The sequence below is a fragment of the Prosthecobacter vanneervenii genome (assembly GCF_014203095.1).
In the GTDB taxonomy this organism is placed as follows: domain Bacteria; phylum Verrucomicrobiota; class Verrucomicrobiia; order Verrucomicrobiales; family Verrucomicrobiaceae; genus Prosthecobacter; species Prosthecobacter vanneervenii.
On the sequence record NZ_JACHIG010000001.1, the window covers coordinates 567,642 to 586,720 of the forward strand.

22 protein-coding genes are annotated in these 19,079 nt (G+C 60.6%); 10 read left to right on the forward strand and 12 right to left on the reverse strand.

What is annotated here, in order from left to right:
* Positions 1-11: 11 nt before the first annotated feature.
* Positions 12-467: a hypothetical protein gene (locus HNQ65_RS02030; protein ID WP_184337802.1), complete on the forward strand. Its 456-nt coding sequence runs from the start codon at positions 12-14 to the stop codon at positions 465-467.
* 4 nt (positions 468-471) lie between these two features.
* Here the strand turns inward: HNQ65_RS02030 and cutA are convergent, their stop codons facing one another.
* The gene (gene cutA, locus HNQ65_RS02035) at positions 472-789 is read right to left on the reverse strand and encodes a divalent-cation tolerance protein CutA (RefSeq protein ID WP_184337803.1); all 318 of its coding nucleotides are present in this window, start codon (positions 787-789) and stop codon (positions 472-474) included.
* A 12-nt stretch (positions 790-801) separates the two neighbouring features.
* Between cutA and HNQ65_RS02040 the strand changes: the two genes are divergently transcribed.
* The gene (locus tag HNQ65_RS02040; protein ID WP_184337804.1) at positions 802-1,953 is read left to right on the forward strand and encodes a two-component system sensor histidine kinase NtrB; all 1,152 of its coding nucleotides are present in this window, start codon (positions 802-804) and stop codon (positions 1,951-1,953) included.
* Positions 1,954-1,974: 21 nt separating this feature from the next.
* Here HNQ65_RS02040 and HNQ65_RS02045 read toward each other — a convergent pair whose 3' ends face one another.
* Positions 1,975-2,766 carry a DUF3313 family protein gene (locus tag HNQ65_RS02045; protein ID WP_184337805.1) on the reverse strand — a complete coding sequence of 264 codons (792 nt, stop codon included), beginning with the start codon at positions 2,764-2,766 and terminating at the stop codon, positions 1,975-1,977.
* 109 nt (positions 2,767-2,875) lie between these two features.
* On the reverse strand, positions 2,876-4,078 hold the full coding sequence (locus HNQ65_RS02050; RefSeq protein ID WP_184337806.1) for a C39 family peptidase: 1,203 nt from the start codon (positions 4,076-4,078) through the stop codon (positions 2,876-2,878).
* A gap of 394 nt (positions 4,079-4,472) precedes the next feature.
* Here HNQ65_RS02050 and HNQ65_RS02055 point away from each other — a divergent pair, with 394 nt between their 5' ends.
* From HNQ65_RS02055 to HNQ65_RS02080, 6 genes are all read left to right on the forward strand, one after another.
* Positions 4,473-5,552 carry a substrate-binding domain-containing protein gene (locus HNQ65_RS02055; protein WP_184337807.1) on the forward strand — a complete coding sequence of 360 codons (1,080 nt, stop codon included), beginning with the start codon at positions 4,473-4,475 and terminating at the stop codon, positions 5,550-5,552.
* A gap of 312 nt (positions 5,553-5,864) precedes the next feature.
* Entirely contained in the window at positions 5,865-6,182 is a 318-nt protein-coding gene (locus HNQ65_RS02060) for a hypothetical protein (protein WP_184337808.1), read from the forward strand.
* Between the two features lie 114 nt (positions 6,183-6,296).
* Positions 6,297-6,782, forward strand: coding sequence for a hypothetical protein (locus HNQ65_RS02065; protein ID WP_184337809.1), 486 nt, complete (start codon positions 6,297-6,299; stop codon positions 6,780-6,782).
* A 508-nt stretch (positions 6,783-7,290) separates the two neighbouring features.
* On the forward strand, positions 7,291-7,530 hold the full coding sequence (locus HNQ65_RS02070; protein WP_184337810.1) for a hypothetical protein: 240 nt from the start codon (positions 7,291-7,293) through the stop codon (positions 7,528-7,530).
* Positions 7,531-7,766: 236 nt separating this feature from the next.
* Complete coding sequence (locus HNQ65_RS02075) at positions 7,767-8,225, forward strand: hypothetical protein (RefSeq protein ID WP_184337811.1); 459 nt, start codon at positions 7,767-7,769, stop codon at positions 8,223-8,225.
* Positions 8,226-8,382: 157 nt separating this feature from the next.
* Positions 8,383-8,718: a hypothetical protein gene (locus tag HNQ65_RS02080; protein WP_184337812.1), complete on the forward strand. Its 336-nt coding sequence runs from the start codon at positions 8,383-8,385 to the stop codon at positions 8,716-8,718.
* A 247-nt stretch (positions 8,719-8,965) separates the two neighbouring features.
* Here HNQ65_RS02080 and HNQ65_RS02085 read toward each other — a convergent pair whose 3' ends face one another.
* The 3 genes from HNQ65_RS02085 to HNQ65_RS02095 form a co-directional block, all read right to left on the reverse strand.
* Positions 8,966-9,436 (reverse strand): hypothetical protein, encoded by a 471-nt coding sequence (locus tag HNQ65_RS02085; RefSeq protein ID WP_184337813.1) that lies wholly within the window; start codon positions 9,434-9,436, stop codon positions 8,966-8,968.
* A gap of 4 nt (positions 9,437-9,440) precedes the next feature.
* Positions 9,441-9,812 carry a hypothetical protein gene (locus HNQ65_RS02090; RefSeq protein ID WP_184337814.1) on the reverse strand — a complete coding sequence of 124 codons (372 nt, stop codon included), beginning with the start codon at positions 9,810-9,812 and terminating at the stop codon, positions 9,441-9,443.
* Between the two features lie 212 nt (positions 9,813-10,024).
* Positions 10,025-11,098: a Gfo/Idh/MocA family protein gene (locus HNQ65_RS02095; RefSeq protein WP_184337815.1), complete on the reverse strand. Its 1,074-nt coding sequence runs from the start codon at positions 11,096-11,098 to the stop codon at positions 10,025-10,027.
* Positions 11,099-11,861: 763 nt separating this feature from the next.
* Here HNQ65_RS02095 and HNQ65_RS02100 point away from each other — a divergent pair.
* Positions 11,862-12,329, forward strand: coding sequence for a hypothetical protein (locus HNQ65_RS02100; protein ID WP_184337816.1), 468 nt, complete (start codon positions 11,862-11,864; stop codon positions 12,327-12,329).
* A gap of 88 nt (positions 12,330-12,417) precedes the next feature.
* Here the strand turns inward: HNQ65_RS02100 and fabG are convergent, their stop codons facing one another.
* On the reverse strand, positions 12,418-13,164 hold the full coding sequence (gene fabG, locus HNQ65_RS02105; RefSeq protein WP_184337817.1) for a 3-oxoacyl-[acyl-carrier-protein] reductase: 747 nt from the start codon (positions 13,162-13,164) through the stop codon (positions 12,418-12,420).
* Positions 13,165-13,249: 85 nt separating this feature from the next.
* Here fabG and HNQ65_RS02110 point away from each other — a divergent pair, with 85 nt between their 5' ends.
* The gene (locus tag HNQ65_RS02110) at positions 13,250-14,245 is read left to right on the forward strand and encodes an endonuclease/exonuclease/phosphatase family protein (protein ID WP_184337818.1); all 996 of its coding nucleotides are present in this window, start codon (positions 13,250-13,252) and stop codon (positions 14,243-14,245) included.
* A gap of 93 nt (positions 14,246-14,338) precedes the next feature.
* On the opposite strand, the gene HNQ65_RS02115 is transcribed toward HNQ65_RS02110, so the two are convergent.
* From HNQ65_RS02115 to HNQ65_RS02135, 5 genes are all read right to left on the reverse strand, one after another.
* The gene (locus HNQ65_RS02115; RefSeq protein ID WP_184337819.1) at positions 14,339-14,869 is read right to left on the reverse strand and encodes a hypothetical protein; all 531 of its coding nucleotides are present in this window, start codon (positions 14,867-14,869) and stop codon (positions 14,339-14,341) included.
* Between the two features lie 8 nt (positions 14,870-14,877).
* The gene (locus tag HNQ65_RS02120; RefSeq protein WP_184337820.1) at positions 14,878-16,338 is read right to left on the reverse strand and encodes a DUF1501 domain-containing protein; all 1,461 of its coding nucleotides are present in this window, start codon (positions 16,336-16,338) and stop codon (positions 14,878-14,880) included.
* Between the two features lie 160 nt (positions 16,339-16,498).
* The gene (locus HNQ65_RS02125; RefSeq protein WP_184337821.1) at positions 16,499-17,335 is read right to left on the reverse strand and encodes a hypothetical protein; all 837 of its coding nucleotides are present in this window, start codon (positions 17,333-17,335) and stop codon (positions 16,499-16,501) included.
* Between the two features lie 107 nt (positions 17,336-17,442).
* Positions 17,443-18,201 carry a hypothetical protein gene (locus HNQ65_RS02130; protein WP_184337822.1) on the reverse strand — a complete coding sequence of 253 codons (759 nt, stop codon included), beginning with the start codon at positions 18,199-18,201 and terminating at the stop codon, positions 17,443-17,445.
* An 80-nt stretch (positions 18,202-18,281) separates the two neighbouring features.
* Positions 18,282-18,857 (reverse strand): GNAT family N-acyltransferase, encoded by a 576-nt coding sequence (locus tag HNQ65_RS02135; protein ID WP_184337823.1) that lies wholly within the window; start codon positions 18,855-18,857, stop codon positions 18,282-18,284.
* Positions 18,858-19,079: the final 222 nt, after the last annotated feature.

Below are 19,079 nucleotides of genomic sequence, written 5' to 3' on the forward strand. Positions count from 1 at the left end.
TGGCTGGAGGCATGTCACGATCAGAATTGGCTAACTACATTCGTAAAGCTGCAGAAGACGAGCTTCTTCCTGCGGCGTGGGAAGCCATAATGGTCAATCATTATGAAGATATTGAGACCGAAGCAGCAAGAGCTGCGGTGGTCAGACTCTTCCAAAACAAAAACTTCTGCAGCCCAGATGAATTCAAGAAGCGGCTGCAAGGCATTGCTGATTCTCTCGAACTCCCAGTCAATGAGAACACCTTTTACTATCGAGGTGGTGGCGCGGGAGTTTTGCAGACTCCCATCCTAGCACCTGGGGCAAACACTGTAGTTTATGAGCCGCTCCGAAGCGGCTCACATTATGATCTGTGCCGGGCTGTCGAATCCGGTGAGCAACCAATCTGCGAGTATATGAAACAGGGGCTTCGTCAGAGTTTTCGTGTAACCAAGTCGCCCGAGTACGGACGACTAACAATTCACGTGTAGCATCTTATACAACACTCTCCCCCACCCAGCGCGCATACGCTGGGTTCACCTCCTCCGGCCTCAGCGCCACGATCTCCGGCACCTCATACGGGTGCAGCTCCTTCAGGCGTGATTCAAAGCGTTCCCACGCCCCGCTCGTCGTCTTAAATACCGCCAGCACCTCGGCTGCGGTCTCCACCTTGCCCTCCCAGCGGTAGATGGATTCCACGGCGGGGATGAGATTCACGCAGGCGGCGAGTTGCGCTTCCACCAGCGCCGTGCCAGTCTCGCGGGCTTTCCCGAGATCCGGGAAGGTGCAAAGGACAATGAGGAGGTCGTTCATTCCCGCCAACCTATGAGATCTGCGTTCATCGACAAGCTTATCAAACGCATGGACCGCCTGGAGCCCGGCGAGGTGCAGGGCATCGTGCTGGAGCTGGCGCGGGAAAAGAAGTTTCAGGAGAAGGTCTTCGAGGCCCTGCAGGAGGGCGTCATCCTGCTGGATGCCGAGGCCAAGGTCACCTACGTGAACCGCGCCGCCTGCACCTTCTTTGGCATGGAGCGTGATCAGGTGCTGGGACAGCGCCTGGCCCAGGGCGTGCGCGGGCTGGACTGGAACGAGCTGCTCATTCCCGGCACCGTGGTCAGCCGCGACCTCGAGGTCTTCTACCCGGAAAACCGCTACCTCAATTTCTACATCACCAGCATCGACGACGACGCCCCGCAGGGCTTTGTCATGCTCATCCGCGACGTCACCGAGACCCGCAAGCGCACCGAGGAGCAGCTGGAAAGCGAGCGCCTCAATGCCTTCACCCTGATGGCCGCCGGGGTGGCCCATGAGCTTGGAAACCCGCTCAACTCCCTCACCATTCACCTGCAGTTGCTGGAGCGCCGCCTCAAGAAGATGGGGGCCAAGGGGGCCAGCCTGCAGGAGCACCTGGACGTGGCCACCGGCGAGATCAAGCGGCTGGACTTCATCATCGGCCAGTTCCTGGCCGCCATCCGCCCCACCAAGCCCCAGCTCCAGCGCGTGCAGCTGCGCGAGCTGCTGGACGAGTGCGTGCGCTTCCTGCAGCCGGAGATCGAGGCCGCCAAGGTGAAGCTCAAGCTCGAACTCCGTGCCGACCTGCCCCCGCTGCTGCTCGACGCCGGGCAGATGAAGCAGGCGGTGTACAACCTCATCCGCAATGCCTGCCAGGCTATGCCCAAAGGCGGCACCCTGACCATCAGCGGCACCTTCACCGACTACGAGGTGCGCCTGAGCTTTGACGACACGGGGAAGGGGATCAATGCCGAGCAGATGGGCAAGCTCTTCCAGCCCTTCTCCACCACCCGCAGTACCGGCACCGGTCTGGGCCTCCTCATCGTCCGCCGCATCGTGCGCGAGCACGGTGGCGAGATCGATGTGGAAAGCCGCGAAGGCCTCGGCACCCGCGTGAGTCTCTGGCTGCCCCTAGTGGAGAAAAGCATCCGCATGCTGGAGGAGAGCAAGAGCGAGAAAGCCTAGACTGCCCCTGACAGAAGGCGGCTAATAATTGAACAACACCACGGGCAGGCTGTGGGCCACTTTTTCGCCCGGCTTGGCTCGCAGCAGTTGCTCCAGCTCCCTGGCCCACTGCTGGGTGGCAAAGCGGGCCTGACCGGAGCGTCGAAAGTCCTGGATGGAGATGAGCACCACCACCTGCGCGTACTCCTTGTCGGCAAACTCAAACACCGGCTGGCGCGACCGCGGCTCCACCACACGCCCCTCGATGGCGGTGTAGCCACGGGTGTTTCTCAGCGCCACCTCGCCGCCAAAGTTGAGGGTGAAAAAGTCCACCGCCTGGCGCGTGATCAGTCCGGTGTAGGTATTCGGCCCCCATTCCAGGAGGGACAGCTCCAGTGTCAGCGCGTCGGGGGCAGGGGAGTCCACCACGGTGTAGCGCGGGTCCTTGGCCTTGCGAAAGGCGTCTTCAAACTGGCTGCGCATGTACTTTGCCAGGGCGGGCAGGTGGCGTCTGCGCCAGCCGGCATCGTGCTCCACGGCGGCCACCACGGTTTTGTCCGGCCGCACGTTTTCATGCACCACGGGGGCGATGTAGATCTTGCGGCACTTGTCAGCAGCAGCCTGCTGGGCCTTGCTGGTCGTCCACCAGTTCAGCAGGAAGGGGGAGCGCTTGTCCTCCTTCATCTCCTTGGCGTGCGTCAGAAAGCCCGAGGGCTTCACCTCCACAGCGGCCACCACACTCTTGGCGGTGCGGCACGAGCACAGGCACAGCGCCAGACAGCCCAGCAGCAGCGGCAGCCAGCGGGAAAGGGGAGAGCCGGGGGGAAAGCTCATGGCTGACTCTGCACGCGCAGGGCACGCACTGCATGGGGAAAAGTGTGGCGATTTCTGCCACACCTAGAGCCTTCACCACGGGCTCAGCATGGCTCTCACATCCATGCGCTCATGCTAGAGAGATCACCGGCCGCGCGAGCACGCCCATAGCTTTGTGGCTGTAGTGATCTGAACACCAGTAGTGTGCAAGATCGGCCGCAGAGATGAGCTGCAGCCCCGGGGTGGCGATGGCGGGATTGCACAGGATATAGAGGTCTTCTGCGGCCAGATAGCCCACGATGAGCAGCGTATGGCCCGCCACGCCACTGGGGTAGCGTGAGCCAGTGTACTTAAAGTCCACCACCACGGCTCTGCCGGAATCCACCTCGCTACGCACAAAAGCCGCCGCCTGGGCAAACCCCGCTTCGTCAGGCGAGAAGGTGGAAAGCTTCCAGCGCAGACCTATTTTGGCTGCAGCCTTCATGAGTTCGTCCCAGTCGGTGCCGGTGCCCATTGGCGAGGGGCATAGCTTTTTAAACTGCCATGCGCCCACAGTGTGTCCCTGTGACCGGGCCAGGATGGCGCAGCTGGTGGCACCGCAGTTGTTCCAGCCCTGGTGCACGTGCGGCACTGTGAGCAGCGCCTGACTTCCCGGCCGGGGGCGTGCCAGCCTCACCTCCAGCAGCCGCAGCAGGTCCGCGCCTTGCTGGGCAGACATCTCGCCCGAGGGCAGCTCGGGATTGCTGCTGGTGCGCACGGGGTGCATCTGCGCCACGCGTGCCCACAGCGCACGCGCCTGGTCCAGCTCTCCCTCCTGAAAGCACAGTTCTCCCAGCACGATGTGGCCTGCAGGGTCTCCCAGATCCACGGCACGCTGTGCCAGGCTGCGGGCGCGTGCCAGCTCCGGAGAGACACCCTCTCCCGAGAGCCAGGCCATGGCTGCGGCGGAGGCGGCGCGGCCATGGCCCATGGCGGCAGCCTTTTCCCACGTCTCCAGCGCCCGTGGGATGTCCTGCGGCACGCCCAGGGCGGCAAACCAGCACTGGCCCAGATTCCACGCCGCCTGCGCGCACTGGTCAGAGGCCGCCACAAAGTAGCCCACCGCCAGCGCGGGATTGTGCTCCACCAGCGTGCCGCTGAAGTAAAGGGAGCCGATGAAGTCCAGCGCCTCCGCCAGGCCCTGCTCGGCGGCTTTTTTGGCCCAGCGCAGCGCCTCGGTGCCGCAGCGCTCCACACCCCGGCCATCGCGGTGGCATACGGCCAGGGCCAGTTGCGCGGCGGAGTCGCCCAGCTCGGCCTTGGACCTCAGTTCAGTCAGGGCAGGGGCCTCCACCGCAGCGCAGGGTTCAGCCTGGAGACAGCGCCCAGGCACCGACTCGGTCCTCATAGACTGCGATGGCGCGGCTGAGCGTGCGGAGGGAGCCTCGGAAAAAACGGGTGGAAAGGGGACGATCATCTGTCTGGGCTGGTATGGGGGCAAATAGGGGGCTGCTACGGCAGCGCCTGCCCTGCCCAGCAGCCACACGAGGCGGTTGAGGGCATCACTGCTGCCTGCGGCTGGGCAGGCTCATTATAGAGCTGGCCAGTGGCCACACGCAGGAAGGGCGATTGGGGGATTTGCTGCAGGTTCATGCAAAGCACGCGCAATTTTCATGCCCCCTTGCAGAAGGAACAGGTTCATGCAGGGTTTACACCTGGCCTAAAAACGGCCAAGTTTGTTGCTTGAAATGAAGAACTTTGGATTCCTCAGCATCGCCGATCAGGTGGCCGCGCATCTGCAGGCAGAGATCCACCGCGGGCGCTGGACCCACAGCCTGCCGGGAAAGCACCGGCTGGCCAACGAGCTGGGCGTGAACAACAAGACCGTGGAGGCCGCGCTGCAGCAGCTGGAGGCCGCCGGAGTGCTGGTCAGTCGCGGCGCCGGGCGCACCCGCCTCATCCATGAAAGCGTGCGCGCCACCGGCACCCGGCTGCGCATCATGTTTCTGACCAATGAGAGCCCGAAGCATGATCCCAAATACCCTCTCGTCATCGAGGTGCACAACGCCCTGACCGAGGCCGGGCACACCCTGGAGTACACCCAGCGCTCCATGACGGACCTGGGCTTTGATGAAAAACGCGTGGCCTCCCTGGTGCGCCGCACCCCGGCGGATGCCTGGATCATCGGGTCGGGCTCGCGCAATATATTGGAGTGGTTTTCCACCCAGCCGCTGTCCGCTCTGGCGCTCTTCGGGCACCGCCACGGGGTGCCCATCGCCTCCGTGGGGCCGGACAAGGCCAGCTCCTACGCCGAGGCCACAGAGACCCTCCTCCGCCTGGGGCACCGCCGCATCGTGCTGCTCTGCCGCCGCCTGCGCCGCGTGCCCGAGCCCGGGCGCTCGGAGCGCGGCTTTCTTGAAGCCATGTATGCCCACGGCATCCCGCCCAGCGACTACTACCTGCCGGACTGGGAGGAGACGCCAGAGGGCTTTCAGCGGCTGCTGGAGGCGCTCTTCCGGGTGACGCCGCCCTCCGCGCTCATCGTGGATGAAATGACCTACTTTGTCGCCGCATTGCAGTTTCTGGCAGGTCGTGGTATCCGCGTGCCTGCAGATGTCTCCCTCGTCTGCACCGACTACGAGACCGCCTTTGTGCACTGTCATCCGCCTGTCTCATGCATCGCGTGGGATACCCGCCCAATGCTCCGCCGTGTGGCGCAGTGGGCCTCCAACGTGAGCCACGGCCGGCCCGACACCCGCTGCATCAACACCCCCTCCACCTTCATCCACGGCGGCACCATCGGCCCGGCGGCGGCTCAGCGGGCCTAGGATATGGGGCAGGGGGGCTCTGTGTCATGGGCCCTTGGGCGCAGCCTCTCTCCGCTGGTCGTGGACCCACAGTCCAGCTTCTCTCCTTTTCTCTCTCATGCGCCCGGATGCCATGCCCCAAAAAGTTTCCAAGTTTCCATCCTATAGCATGGAAACTTGGAAACTTTTCCCGGGACAATAGGGGCAGGCTGCAAAGTCACCGTTCTCAGTGGGAACCTCCGGCGGCTCCCCAGCCCCGGAGGAAGCTTTAAAAAGCCTGTGATAGCCACCACGACGCCCTTTCGTTGTACAGACACACACATCCGCCATCCCATGCGCTGGTGCCTGTTCATCCCCACCCTCCTGATTCTGCTCATGCTCGGCATGGAGCAGTCCGGCTGGTGCGCGGCCCTCGTGGTGAAGGGCTCCGCGCCTCTGGTCTGTGTCCTGGATGATGATGAAACCGAGTTCAAGCAGGACCTGGTGCCTGAGCACCCGCTTTCAGAATGCGACCCGCTGGCGGCGGCAGGCTGGCAGGGGATGTCACGGCAGATCTCAGCAGGCTGGGTGGCAGTGCTCAAAGAGGCCGCGTGCTGGGAAATTCACCTGGGCATACGCCGGCACCGCTGGCTGTGCCAGGAGCGCTGCTGAAGAGGCTGCGGTTTCCGCCTTCATCCCTGCGCGGCTGAGTTGAGCCGATCTCGTCATCTCAGGCCGCAAGTGTCCGTCGCCCGCCGAGGTCATCCCATTCCACCAACCACTTCCATGAACACCCGTCTTTCCATTCTTTGCATCCTCATGCTCGCCAGTGCCGCCTTTGCCGGTTCAGTCGATGTCGCCGTCAAACCCGAGGTCCAGCAAAAGTCAGCCGACATCAAAAAAGAAGAATACGTCAGCACCCATTGGCTCAGGGTGCGCGTCACCAATTTCACCAGCACCAAGCTCGATGGAGTGACGCTGAAATGGGCCCTCTACGCCGCGAACCTCCGGCGCGGTGCCGACACCGTCAACGTGGAGAAATCCGGCGAAATGAAGATCACCGTGGACCCCAGCGGCCACTATGTGGATGTGGAGACCCCCAAGGTGGCCTTTGACTACGTCCGCACGCACAGCGAGCGCTCAGGCCGCAGGAGCTACAAGCTCGTGGAAGAATCCGGTAAAAAATACCACGGCTTCCATGTGCAGGTGCTGAACGGCACCGAAGTCCTCGGCGAAGCCGTCAGCGAGTCGGTACGGAAGCACCTCAAGTGATCCATGACTCAGCTCAGGTGGGGGCGAAAGACAAGCCGCTAGGGCGCGCGCGGGCCTCCAAGCCCGCAGCACACCGCCAACACACAACGCTCTTCAGTCTCCGCCACCCCGCCTTGTCAGCCACCCAGCCGATGGCAGGTCCTCCAGCCAGCCTCCCATCGGCTCCATTCATCCGCTTTCCAGGCACTCCTCAAGCATCGTCCTGCTTGAGGCGCTGGGTGCCACCTCCTGCCATCTGCTGTCACGCCCCCAAAAGTTTCCGAGTTTCCATGTCTAGGGATGGAAACTTGGAAACTTTTTCCGGGGGGCAGGTTAAGTATGGTCGTTTGAAATGCCTGGCATCCTTTGGGGCGCCTGATGGAATTCACAAGCCCCTCGCACCCACCTCGCCACTTGGCCCAACTCCCCACGTACTGCCCACCCGGCCGCAGCCATCGCTCCGTCAAGGCAAATGCCGGATCGTAATAAGAATATCTTGCAGTTTTCACTTTTGAACTAAACTGGTGTAATGCTTTCCACGACTCTCCCCTCGGCCTCCCAGCTCAAACAGGCCCTCAAGCTCGCCCTCAAACTCGAAGCCGCGCAGTCAGAACTCGCCTCCATCTTGGGCGGAAGCTCTGACACGGCCAGCAAAGGTCCCGGCCGCCCTAGGAAAAAGCGCAGCATGTCAGAAGAAGGAAAAAAGCGTATCGCTGAAGCCCAGAAGAAGCGTTGGGCTGCTCAGAAGAAGTCCGAGTCGAGTGAGTAGCAGAATAGCCGCCACCTGACCGACTCTCGCCCACCTCCTGCCATCCGCTGCCATGTCCCAAAAGTTTCCAAGTTTCCACCTCTAGGGATGGAAACTCGGAAACTTTTTCAGCTAGCGTCTAGGTGGCAAGGAGTGGGAGAGCGGGAAGGGGGGCTGTGCCCCCGTTATAGGATTGACGTACTTGACAGAATTGATTTCCATCAAGCACGTCCGCTCAAGAAGTTGAGCCTCTCGCCATGCCCCTCGACACCGAAGCCGACTACGAGCGATTCGCTTCGCATTTGAACGCCATTGATCCAGTGGTTCAGCCGTTCAGCTTTCGGCATGGCTACACGCTCTTGAAGTGGCCGATGGGCGGGCGCTACCCGAATAGAAAGATGCATATGCACAGCGGGATGTTCTGGAAGAGTATTCAGGTCGCGATGGATGTTCGTCCCGACGGGACGAGATTCGATGAGTTCTATCCAGAGATACCCTATACCGTCTTTGCTGGAGCTTGGGTGGATGACTGCCAGGCTGGCCTCCGGTGGTCTGCACCACACATGACCACGCATCCCATGCCCTTTTGCCAGCTGGCGTCTCACCTTCTTACTTATTTGGAGCACGCCCATTCATACCTTGCTCGTTTCGATGAGTCTCTTGTGCGGTCCTTTGGCTGCTCTCGCTCGATTGGGAAACTGGACTCACCCCCATGAACAGAATCCAAGAACCTGCTACGGCGAACCATCCGCTACAGCGAACAGTGGCTCATGGTTGGGTGCGGGGCTAAACGCCTGACATTTTTCTTTTGTGAAAGCTCTATTTTCAGCCGTCTGTTGTCTCAGCTTTGCTTCGTGTGTTCACCACTCCAGCTTGCCAAAAGTTCAAGCCGTTCGTGATTTTTCAGTGGGTCACTGGGAAAATCCGTTTCGCGACAACCCGGATCTTGCCGGGGTCGCAGTCCAGCAGTTCGGAGAGTGCTCCTACGACCAGCACCACTGGGAAGGCAGGCACCCTCATGAGATCTATTTCTTCTTTTGGGACGGTCGTGTGAGGCAGTGCGGCTATGAACCTGATGGCACGTTGCTGGAAGATTTTTGGTGGCCCGAGGACATGAGACTCAAACCCCACGATCCAAGATGGAAGAAAGTAGATTTCTCGCACGGAAGCGACCCGATGTTCAAGCGCCATGCAGATCCACGAATTTAGCAGCCAGTGGCGATCTCCTGCGTCGTGCGGCCGTGTCTAGGGATGGAAACTTTTTCCGGGGTGGTCAGGGCAGGGATAAAGGCCTGGCATGACTGGCCTCTAATGGTCTTATCCCACTCATATCACGCGCCAAACGTGGCCTGCGTGAACATCAGCACAACCCTTTGTAATACAGAGAAATAGACCGTAAACATGCACACTAAACGCCTGACATCTTTATACTCTTACACGATAGTTTGACGCTATTTCAGCCCACGATTTCGTCTAACCCTTTCTTGCTCACGACTTGAAAGCCGACGTTGCCACTGGCGTGCCTTGTTAGAACGCTAGCATCTTTAAATATGCTGTTCACGGCTTCTTCCACGGTAATTTCGACCGCCTTAAACCTTACCGCTCTCTTTATGGCTATAATCAACCAGAAGATACACATACCTAGGCAAATTAGCAACACGTTGAACCAAAGCTCAGGCCCTCCCCAGACCGTTTTTTTGATTTCCGAGGAAAGAAAAAACACAATTAATCCAGCCAAAATTGATGTGGGTGTCATCCAATCTGACTTGTTTGACTTCACTGATTCCTCAAACTCTCGCAATATCACCCTGCAACGCTCTTTTGAGACAACTCCGTAGCATGAACTGCCATCAGCTATTAATAGGCTAAGAACCTTTTCTTGTGTCATTTGCACAAAAGGCGCTTGCTCGAAAGGCGGGGAAGGCATGGCATCAGATTTTTTTGACATCTGCGTCTGCTCCCGGAGCCCCGAGGGCTGCGTCTGTTTTGGGGTCTGCTAACAACTTGGGGTCGATTCCAAGCATACCAGCCGCATGGCTAGACATAAACCCGCAATTCTGACATACTGTTACAGCACACGGAATAACCTTGAAAGGTCCAGGAAGCGTGGGTGCCTTTATCGAGAAAAAAGTGAATTCAGGCAAAACCACAAAGGTACCAGCTTTTGAGCACATTGGGCAAACCGCGCCATCACACTTTTCGCTTAGAATTTTTTTTACCGTCTCCAGTTGTTCAGTCGTCACAGTGGGATTTGAAATAAAATTAAAAAAAACCCGCCGATGGTAAGAGACCTCGACGGGCATGCCTGCTAGTTCTCAGGCCAGCAGACGGGCTAAAAGGTTTAGAATCAGCACCTCAAGAATCACCCAATACACAAGGAGTTCAACTGCCAACTGTTAGATTCTGTCAACGTCAGAAACTATATATTACATTGATTGTTTGTAGTTAATATTCCACATTCTGCGCTCTCATTCCAAGGGGTGAATGAGCCCTGAAAACCAGCCCCGAGCCACGCCTACCCCAGCAGCTCCAGGGTCCGTTTCTCCTGGGCGCTGCGGAAGGCGGTGTCCACGATCTGCTGGCCGATGCGGGAGATGTCCAGGCGGAGCGGGCCGATGAGAGGTGCGCCGGTTTCCAGGTGGTGGATGACGTTTTCGATGGGGTTGCGATTGGGCGAGACCACGGGGTCCACGGGCAGGTCGTAGCCCTCCGGCCGGGCGCGGGTCTGCACGCGGATGGTGGGCTCGTAGTCGTAGCACGAGATGGTGCCGTCGGTGCCCTTGAGGACGAAGCCGCACTTGGGCTGGGGCTGGTGGGTCCAGGGATCGGTAAAGGTGCCCCAGCGGGTCTCGGTCTTGCTGAGGCCCAGGCGGTAGCGCAGCACGGCCACGGCGTGCTCGTCCACCTCCAGGCCCTCGGGCTGGTTCCAGGTGCAGGTGACCTCCAAGGGCGACTGCCCGCCGAGGTGCCAGGTGCCGAGGGTGGCGCCGTAGCCCATGTAGTCGAGCAGGGATCCCCCGCCCTGCGCCTTGCTGTAGAACCAGCTGGCGGATTTCTCGGCGGCGGAGGGTTCTTTTTCGATCTTGTCCGCACCGTGGCAGAGCGGGCCGCGATTGCCGCCGTGGTGGTGGAATTCGCGCACCTCGCCGATGACGCCCTCCTGGATGAGGCGGTGGGCGGTCTGCTGCCCGGCATCCCAGACGAGCGGCCAGTTGACGGTGAGCAGCTTGCCATGCGGCTGCATGGCGGCCACCATGGCGTCGGCCTCGGCCAGAGATCCGGCAAAGGGCTTCTCCATGATGATGTGGGTGCCGTACGGGGCGATCTTGGAAACCCAGTCGCCATGGCAGGAGGCGGCGGGACAGAGCACGACGATGTCCGGCTTGGTCTGCTCCATGCAGGCGCGGTAGTCGGTGAAGACCTGGTCGGGGCGCAGGCTGAAATTCCGCGTGGCCTCCACGAGGCGCTCGGGCTTTTCATCGCAGATGCCCACGATCTCCGCCTGGGGGTGCTCGGAGGTCTGGCGCAGCAGGTCGCCCATGTGGAAGTGGTCAAAGTTGATGCCGGCGATGCGCCATTTTTTGCTCATAGGAAGGTCGGGAAAAAGGAGGGGCTGGCATCGAAGCCGAGACGGGCCGGGATGACAAGCCCACAAGTACGGGCAGCGGCGCGGGATTCATGCAGCCGGAGGTGGTGGCCGCAGGGCCCATGGGGCTGACAATGGCTGTCCAATATGATTTATTTATCTTAAATATCTGTTTCTCTTTTCCTTTCTCTTGGTTTTTACGTTTAAACCATGTTAAGTCCCATTTGGAGAAAAGGGGCTCCCTAGCGCTTTCGTTTCTCATACCAGCCCCAGAGAAGCGGGTCTGAAGGCGGAGGCACGAGCCGACGGAGGGGGATCATCTTGATCCCCCCACCTGCAGCGGCTTCGCGGAGGTGCGATGGTGCAGGGTGATGCGGGAGGGTAGAATTTGTGGAGATGCGAGAACGCAGGGCGATGCGGGAGCGTGAGGGATCGGGACGATCCCTCTCCGCCAGAGCGCTGGCAAGCCCCACCGGGCCTCCAGAGTCGGAAAATGCGAGCGGCTGGACCGGCTGCTGGAGGTGGTCTTAGCGGGTGTCAGGCGCTCAAAAGACGGGGAAATGCTGATTGCATTCATAAGCGTGAAAATACAATTCAATGCATTGTTAAACAGATTTATAGACTGATTTCTACATTCGCAAACAAGCGCTAAAAGCCCTCCAAACAACAAATGCTCTCCGCCAGACGGAGCCCCTGCCCTTAGGCCCGCTGCTCGGGCTGACATATCCCTTTTCAGGCGGGGCTTTTCCGGCTTTGATTCCGCTCCATGTCCACCAATGAAATCCGCGACACCCCCGGGCGGCTGCTGCTCGGCTGGGCGGTGCTGGTAGGGTCTCTGGTACTGCTGGGCTGGCGCATCCACTCACGGCCTGCGGATTATGAATGGACGGAGTACCCCACCGCGCTGGGAGACACCCACTACTACACCACCCCGCTGGGCAAGGACGACCGCTACGAGCCCAATCTGCGCCTGCCCGGCCAGGACAAGGGCCTCTTCCGCCGCAGCGAGGAGCCGGTGGAGCGGGAAGATGCCACCATGCTAAAACTGGCCCGGGATGCCAGCGGTCGCCATTTCATCTACCAGCCAGCCCAGTCCTCAAGCCCCAAGTCCCCTGCCCCCGCGCCCACGGCCGAGGCGGCGGTCTATTACCTGAAGGCCGGGGAGAATCGCTACATCGAGTTTGGGGCCCGCAAATTCTACCCACCCTACGAGCCCAAGACCACCCCGCCCTGAGCGGCAAGGCGGGCCAAGAAAAAGGCGGAGTCAGGCTGTGATACCTGGACTCCGCCTCGAGATTGGGGGCGCTCGGCTGGGACTGGGATTACATCACCATGCCACCGTCCACCGTCAGCACCTGGCCGGTGACGTACCGGGCGGCGGGGCTGGCGAGGTAGAGCGCAGCGGCGGAGATGTCGTCGGCGCTGCCGAGGTCTCCCAGCGGGATCTTCTTGAGGATCTCCGCCTTCACCGCGTCATTGAGCACGTGCGTCATGTCCGTGGCGATGAAGCCGGGGCAGATGCAGTTGGCGGTGACGCCACGGCCCGCGAACTCGCGTGCCAGAGACTTGGTGAAGCCGATGAGGCCCGCCTTGCTGGCGGCGTAGTTGGCCTGCCCGGCATTGCCGATGAGGCCGATGACGGAGCTGATATTGATGATGCGTGCGCCCTTCTGCTTGAGGATGCTGCGCTGAAAGGCCTTCACCATGTTGAAGGCACCCTTCAGATTGGTGTCCAGCACGGCGTCCCAGTCCGCCTCGCTCATGCGCAGGAGCAAGCCGTCCTTGGTCACACCGGCGTTGTTGACGAGGATGTCCACGTGATCGTAGTCGGTCAGGATCTGCTTGCCCACCTCGGCGCAGGCATTGCCGTCCGCCACGTCCAGGGCGTAGGCCTTGGCGGCGTCGGGGAATTTGGCGTTGATGGCGTCTGCGGCGCTCTGCGCATTGGCCAGCGTGCGGCTGACGACGGCCACTTTGGCCCCCTCGGCGGCGAAGGTTTCGGCGATGGCTTTGCCGATGCCACGTCCGGCACCGGTGACGACTGCGATCTGGTCTTGAAGTTTACCCATGCCTTCATCCATGAACGGCATGCCCCACCGTGCAAGAAGAAGGTGCATCAGGCCCGGAAAGCGCCATGATTGCCGCTTATTGCCGATGACTGACGACGCGCCGCCAGCCGAACCCACCGCCCCTGCCCCTGTGCCTCCGAGGAGATTCCTCTCCTGGCGTGGAATGAGCGAGGCGCTGGCAGTTGCCGCGCTGGCCTGCACCTGGCTGGCCAGTCTGGGCCGCCACCACTGGCTGCTGGATCTCATGTCCCACTTCCGGCTGCAGCACGTGGTGGCCTGCGCCGTGGTGCTGCTGTATGCGCTGCTGCGCCGCCGCACCTGGCTGGTGGTGGCGGCGCTGGTCTCACTCTTCTGGAATGCGCAGATCATCCACGCCGTGGACCAGACGGCGGAGCCCCCTGCCGCCCCCACCGGCAAGCCGCTGCGCCTCATGATCTACAACGTGCTGGCCACCAACACCCGCCACGAGGAAGTGATCAACCACGTGCTGCAGGCAGATGCGGACATCGTCTGCCTGGAGGAGGTGAACGACACCTGGCAGCAGAGCCTGGAGCCGCTGAGGCGGAAGTACCCGCACCGCGTGGAGGAGCTGATCGGGGGCTTCTTTGGCATCGCCTGCTACACACGCCTGCCGCTCAAAAGCTCCGAGGTGCGCCGCTTCACGATCTGGCGGCTGCCCGTGCTGGTGCTGAATCTGGACCACCTGGGCACACCCCTGACGTTCATCGGACTGCACACCGAGCCGCCCATCGGCGGTGTGCGTGCGGAGGAGTGGCGCGGGCACCTCAGCGGCATCGCCGCGCTGGTGGCCGGACTGAGCAGCGAGGTGATCGTGGCTGGCGACTTCAATGCCACGCCCTGGTGCGAGGGCATGCGCCTGCTGCGGGAAAAGAGCGGGCTCGATTTCCGCTCGGTGGCCCCCGTATGGCCACCCACCTGGGGCCGCCACCTGCCCACCATGATCCCCATCGACCACGTGCTGCTCAGGCGCGGCCTCATCGTCCAAAAGCGTACCCTCGGCCCCGAGCTGGGCTCAGACCACTGCCCCGTGCTGGTCGAGATCGTGCGCGCCACGCCGTAGCCTATGCCCGCTCTCGGCAGAGAAAAAACGCAGATCACATGGCGAAAACAAACCACCAAAACCCCCACAACCGGTTGTGGGGGTTTCGGTGGTTCATTTCGAGGTGCGCAGTTTTGTTTTATCGTGCCTCACCCGCAGTAGCGCGATGGCCCTCAGGACGTGCTGACGGCTTGTTTTCAAAACCATCCAGCGCGGCAGTCGGGATGTCAGGTGATAGCCATGAGACTGAGGTTTCAGGACTTGCCTTACTTTGGGATCTGGTGCGGTCTTTTTCTCTCTGGGGCGCAAATCTGCCACGATGTATGAACGGATATAATCCAAGTGCTGCGCATTCAGCGCCCAGAAAACACGTCCCTTGCAGCGTGTCTGCAACCAAAGACGAAACCCCTGCCACATTGCTGGATCAGATGTGAGCATGTCCTGTGCATATGATGCGGCCTTCAGTGCTCCGCAGTGGGTGCACTCAAGGCGATACTCCGTCACTTCGCCTGCGGGATGAGCCCCATCAGAACGATACACTGAGGCGCTTTGACCGCAATTGGAGCACTCCACCAGCACATGATCAGTGAATGACCATAGCGTGTGATCCTGCCCTTCAAAACGCGCTGGCTGGTTTCCCTTCATGCCCCCCGTCACGCCAGCACCGCCTTCACCGGGCTGTGCTCTTCCACGCCGGTCAGCCTTTGGTCCAGTCCCTGGAACTTGAAGCTGAATTTGCGGTGGTCGATTCCCATGAGGTGGAGGATCGTGGCATTGAGGTCATTGATGTGCACGGGGTCCTTCACGATGTTGTAGCTGAAGTCGTCCGTCTCGCCGTGCTCCACGCCGCCTTTCACACCGCCACCGGCCATCCACATGGTGAAGCAGCGCGGGTGGTGGTCGCGGCCGTAGTTCTCCTTCGTCAGGGTGCCCTGGGAGTACACGGTGCGTCCAAATTCACCACCCCAGACCACCAGCGTGTCCTGCAGCAGGCCGCGCTGTTTCAGGTCCATGATGAGGGCGGCGCAGGCGCGCTCGCTGTCCTCCACCTGGCCGCGCAGGAGCTTGGGCAGATTGTTGTGCTGGTCCCAGCCGCGATGCAGGATCTGCACCACGCGCGTGCCGCGCTCGATCAGCCTGCGGGCCATGATGGCGCTGTGGGTGAAGCTGCCGCTGCGGTTCACATCCGGGCCGTACATCTCCAGCGTGGCCTTGCTTTCCTTGCTCAGATCCGTGAGCTCCGGCACACTGGTCTGCATGCGAAAGGCCATCTCATACTGCGCGATGCGCGTCTGGATCTCAGGGTCGCCGATGCGGGCGTGGTTGATGGAATTGAGCTGATTCAGCGCCGTCATCATCGTGCGGCGATCGGTCGGGTCCACACCGGGCGGATTCTTCACATACAGCACGGGATCTCCCTGGCCGCGCAGGGCCACGCCGGTGTACTTGGTGGGCAGGAAGCCGCTGCTCCACATGCGGGTAAAGAGCGCCTGCGCCTGGCTGGCCGCCGGAAAGCTGGGCGTGAAGACCACAAAGGAGGGCAGGTCATTGCTCTCGCTACCGAGACCGTAGGAGAGCCAGGAGCCGATGCTCGGCTTTCCTGGCACCTCGCTGCCAGTCATGACAAAGGTGCAGGCCGGATCGTGATTGATGGCGCTGGTATGCACGCTTTTGATCACCGCGATCTCGTCCACGATCTTGGCCGTGTGCGGCAGCAGCTCGCTCACGTAGCGCCCGCACTGGCCATGCGGGGTGAATTTAAACATGCTCGGTGCCACCGGAAAGCGCGCCTGCCCGCTCGTCATGGTGGTGATGCGCTGGCCATTGCGCACGCTGTCCGGCAGGTCCTTGTCATAATGCTGCTGCAGCTGTGGCTTATGATCCCAGAGATCGAGCTGGGAGGGCGCACCATTCATGTGCAGGTAGATCAGGCGCTTGGCCTTCGGCGCGAAATGCGGCAGCCCGTTCAGCGAAGGCTGCACCAGGGAGGAGGCACCCTGAGCAAAGCGCTCGCCAAGCATGCTGGCCAGAGCGACACTGCCCATGCGCAGCCCGGTCTGTCCAAAAAACTGACGGCGTGTCTGCTGGCGGTGGCATTCGAGAAAAGGATCCATGATGATGTGCGGAGAGAACGCAGCGGAGTGGCGGGGGCTTGCGGAATTGAAAACGGAAAATCGCCCGACAGCGCCACTGCCGAAAAAAATTTCAGCGCCCAAAATGAACCACCAAAACCCCCACAACCGGTTTCGGTGGTTTTGGTGGTTCATTTTGGCATCACGGCGTGTGTTTTTTTCCGGCTGTCGGCGGGCCAGGAGCGGGCGGCCCGCCTATCTTTGAATCAGGCGAAGCCTTGATGGAAAAACTCCTCAAACCATCACCCATCCTGCCAGAGAAAGAGACACTGCGATTCACAAAGTTGAGAACCACCGCATCACCTCGATTGGCAGGCCATAGCACCTGAGTGCGGGTGTTCACAGAATCCATCCCCTCCAGCAGCACCTCATCGGCCGCAGGCCCCCGGTAGTGGATGGCGGAAGCATTGATCCGGCAGGTGCCATCCGGAGTGATGACTGTGAGCCGGGCTTTTCTGGCCCTGGCTAGCCGCACCGGGCCATTCTTTCCCTCGCTGGTGTAGCGGAGGTCATCGCCCTCAATCATCACAAACGGCTTCTCCCTCAGGATCAGCCGCCGCTTTGGGGTGGAGGGCTTTGTGTCCAGCGTGTCGTAAAAGAGCCAGGTGGCGGGGTCCACCCAGGTCAGGGTGGAGGTCAGGCCATCCACCACAGCGGAGGCACCTCTGCCCACCAGCGTGCCAGGTCGTGAAGCACTGCGCCCGCCGTTTGCGGCAGACAGTTCGGCATCGATGATCTGCATGCCAGAGGGAATGGGCTGATTTTCGCGCACTTTCAACTTAGGCACCTGTTTGGCGGCCCACTCCTTGAGCTGCTTGCTTGGCAGCTTGTATTCCCGCTCATCGCGGTGCGTTACCACACTATGCACGCTGTCCACAGCAGCCGCAAACCAGATGCCCGCACACGGTGTCAGCCACGGAAACGACAGCAGGCAGACAGCACCCACAAAGAGAAAACGGCGGAGCTTTTCTCGCTTCATGGACTGAGCATGGGTCCCAGCCCCGCATTATGCAAGACTGCTTTCAGCCGTCCTGAAGACGGAGCTGCCACATGGTCGGTGCAGGCACGGGTAGGCCACCCCATCAGTCACTGCGCACCGGCATTCTCTGGCGGCAGGTTGCTGGAGAGAGTACGCTTCACGTAGTTCAGAGTGATCTTTGTCCCAGCCGGCACAGGCAGCTTCAGACGGTTTTTATACCCGCTGAACAAGCGATAAGGTGTTTCCAGGATCAGCTCTTCAGACGGACCTCGATAGTGGATGACTTTGGCAGCTGCCGAATAGCTCCCCTCTTCGGTGATGACGCTGACCACGGCGTATTTAGCCTTGGCAAGGCGGACAGGGCCTTTTTTGCCATCCCGTGTAAAACGTAGATCCGTCCCCTGAAGCACGACATAGGGCGACTCACACAGCACGAGCTGCCTGCGGCGAAACTGGTTCATATCCAACTTAATATCTTCATCGCTCCAGCCGAGAGGATCGATGGCCAGAAAAACGCCAGCCACCCCATCCACGAGCGCCGAGGCCCCTTTCCCCACCAGTGAACCAGGATACGGAGCATCTTGGCCCCCACTGGCCTTCACAAGCTCTTCATCCCCGATCAGCCGACTCAAGGGCACTGGCTGGCTGGAGATGACGCTGAAAGGACTGGCAGGTCTGCTGGCCCAGCCTCTAAGCTGCCGTGTAGGCAGCCGGGCCTCCGGCTCGCTGCCACGAGTAAAGGCATTTCGAGTGCCGCTGATCCCAGCTGCAGCGATGACGCCGGTGCCACACGGCGTCAGCCACGGAAACGACAGCAGGCAGACAGCGCCCACGAAGAGAAAACGGCGGAGCTTTTCTCGCTTCATGAAGCAGTACCATGAGGCCCCACCCTGACCTGTGCAAGCCTGCATTTAGCCACGCCTCTCAAGCCTGGACACCTGTTTCCTCACCAGACCAGCAGCTCGTCATCTGCCTGGGATGGAGCTGGGGCCGCCTGAGCTGCGGGCTGGGACGCGGCGGCTTTTTTGGGAAAGCGATATATGATGGGGATGCTCATCAGCCCGGTGCGGCGGTCGTCAAAGTAGTCGGAGTAAAACGGCCTGCCAAACACGCGGAAGCCCATGGTCTGGTAGAGCGGCAGGAGGCGCTTGCCGGACTTGGTCACGACGTAGGAGGCGTTTTGCTCCTTGGCATATTTCTGCATGGCCATGGCCATTTGCAGCAGCGGCATGCCGGTGAGGTTTTTGCGTGCACAGCCCCGCGAGACCTCCATGATCATGCCATCCTGCGGATAGACGAGGTCCTGCGCATCGGACTCGCTCTGCAGCTCCAGCTTGGGCACCTCGTTGCTCTTGAGCGCACGCACTACGCCGATGATCTCGCGGGATTTGTCATAGAGCGCAAAATGGTGCGCCACCTCGTCAAATTCATCAATCTCGCGCAGCAGACCCGTGGTGTACACCTCACGGCGCATCTTCGCGATAAGGTCGCGGTGCTCATGAAATGAAATCGGCTCGATCATGGTGTGTGTATCTTTGCTATGACAACAACTCTGGCTAAAGAGCAATCAGTTATGCCTAAATAAAAATTAAAAATTTGGCGCTACAATAACCCGAGGCGCTGAAGGCTAGGCATCCCTACGTCTGAGGTTCGCAAAGGGGTGCTAGTAAAAGCCCCCTTCTACCATGCCGGCAGGTGCAAATGCGACTTTCGAATACCAATAGTGCCAAAACAGAAACAGCCA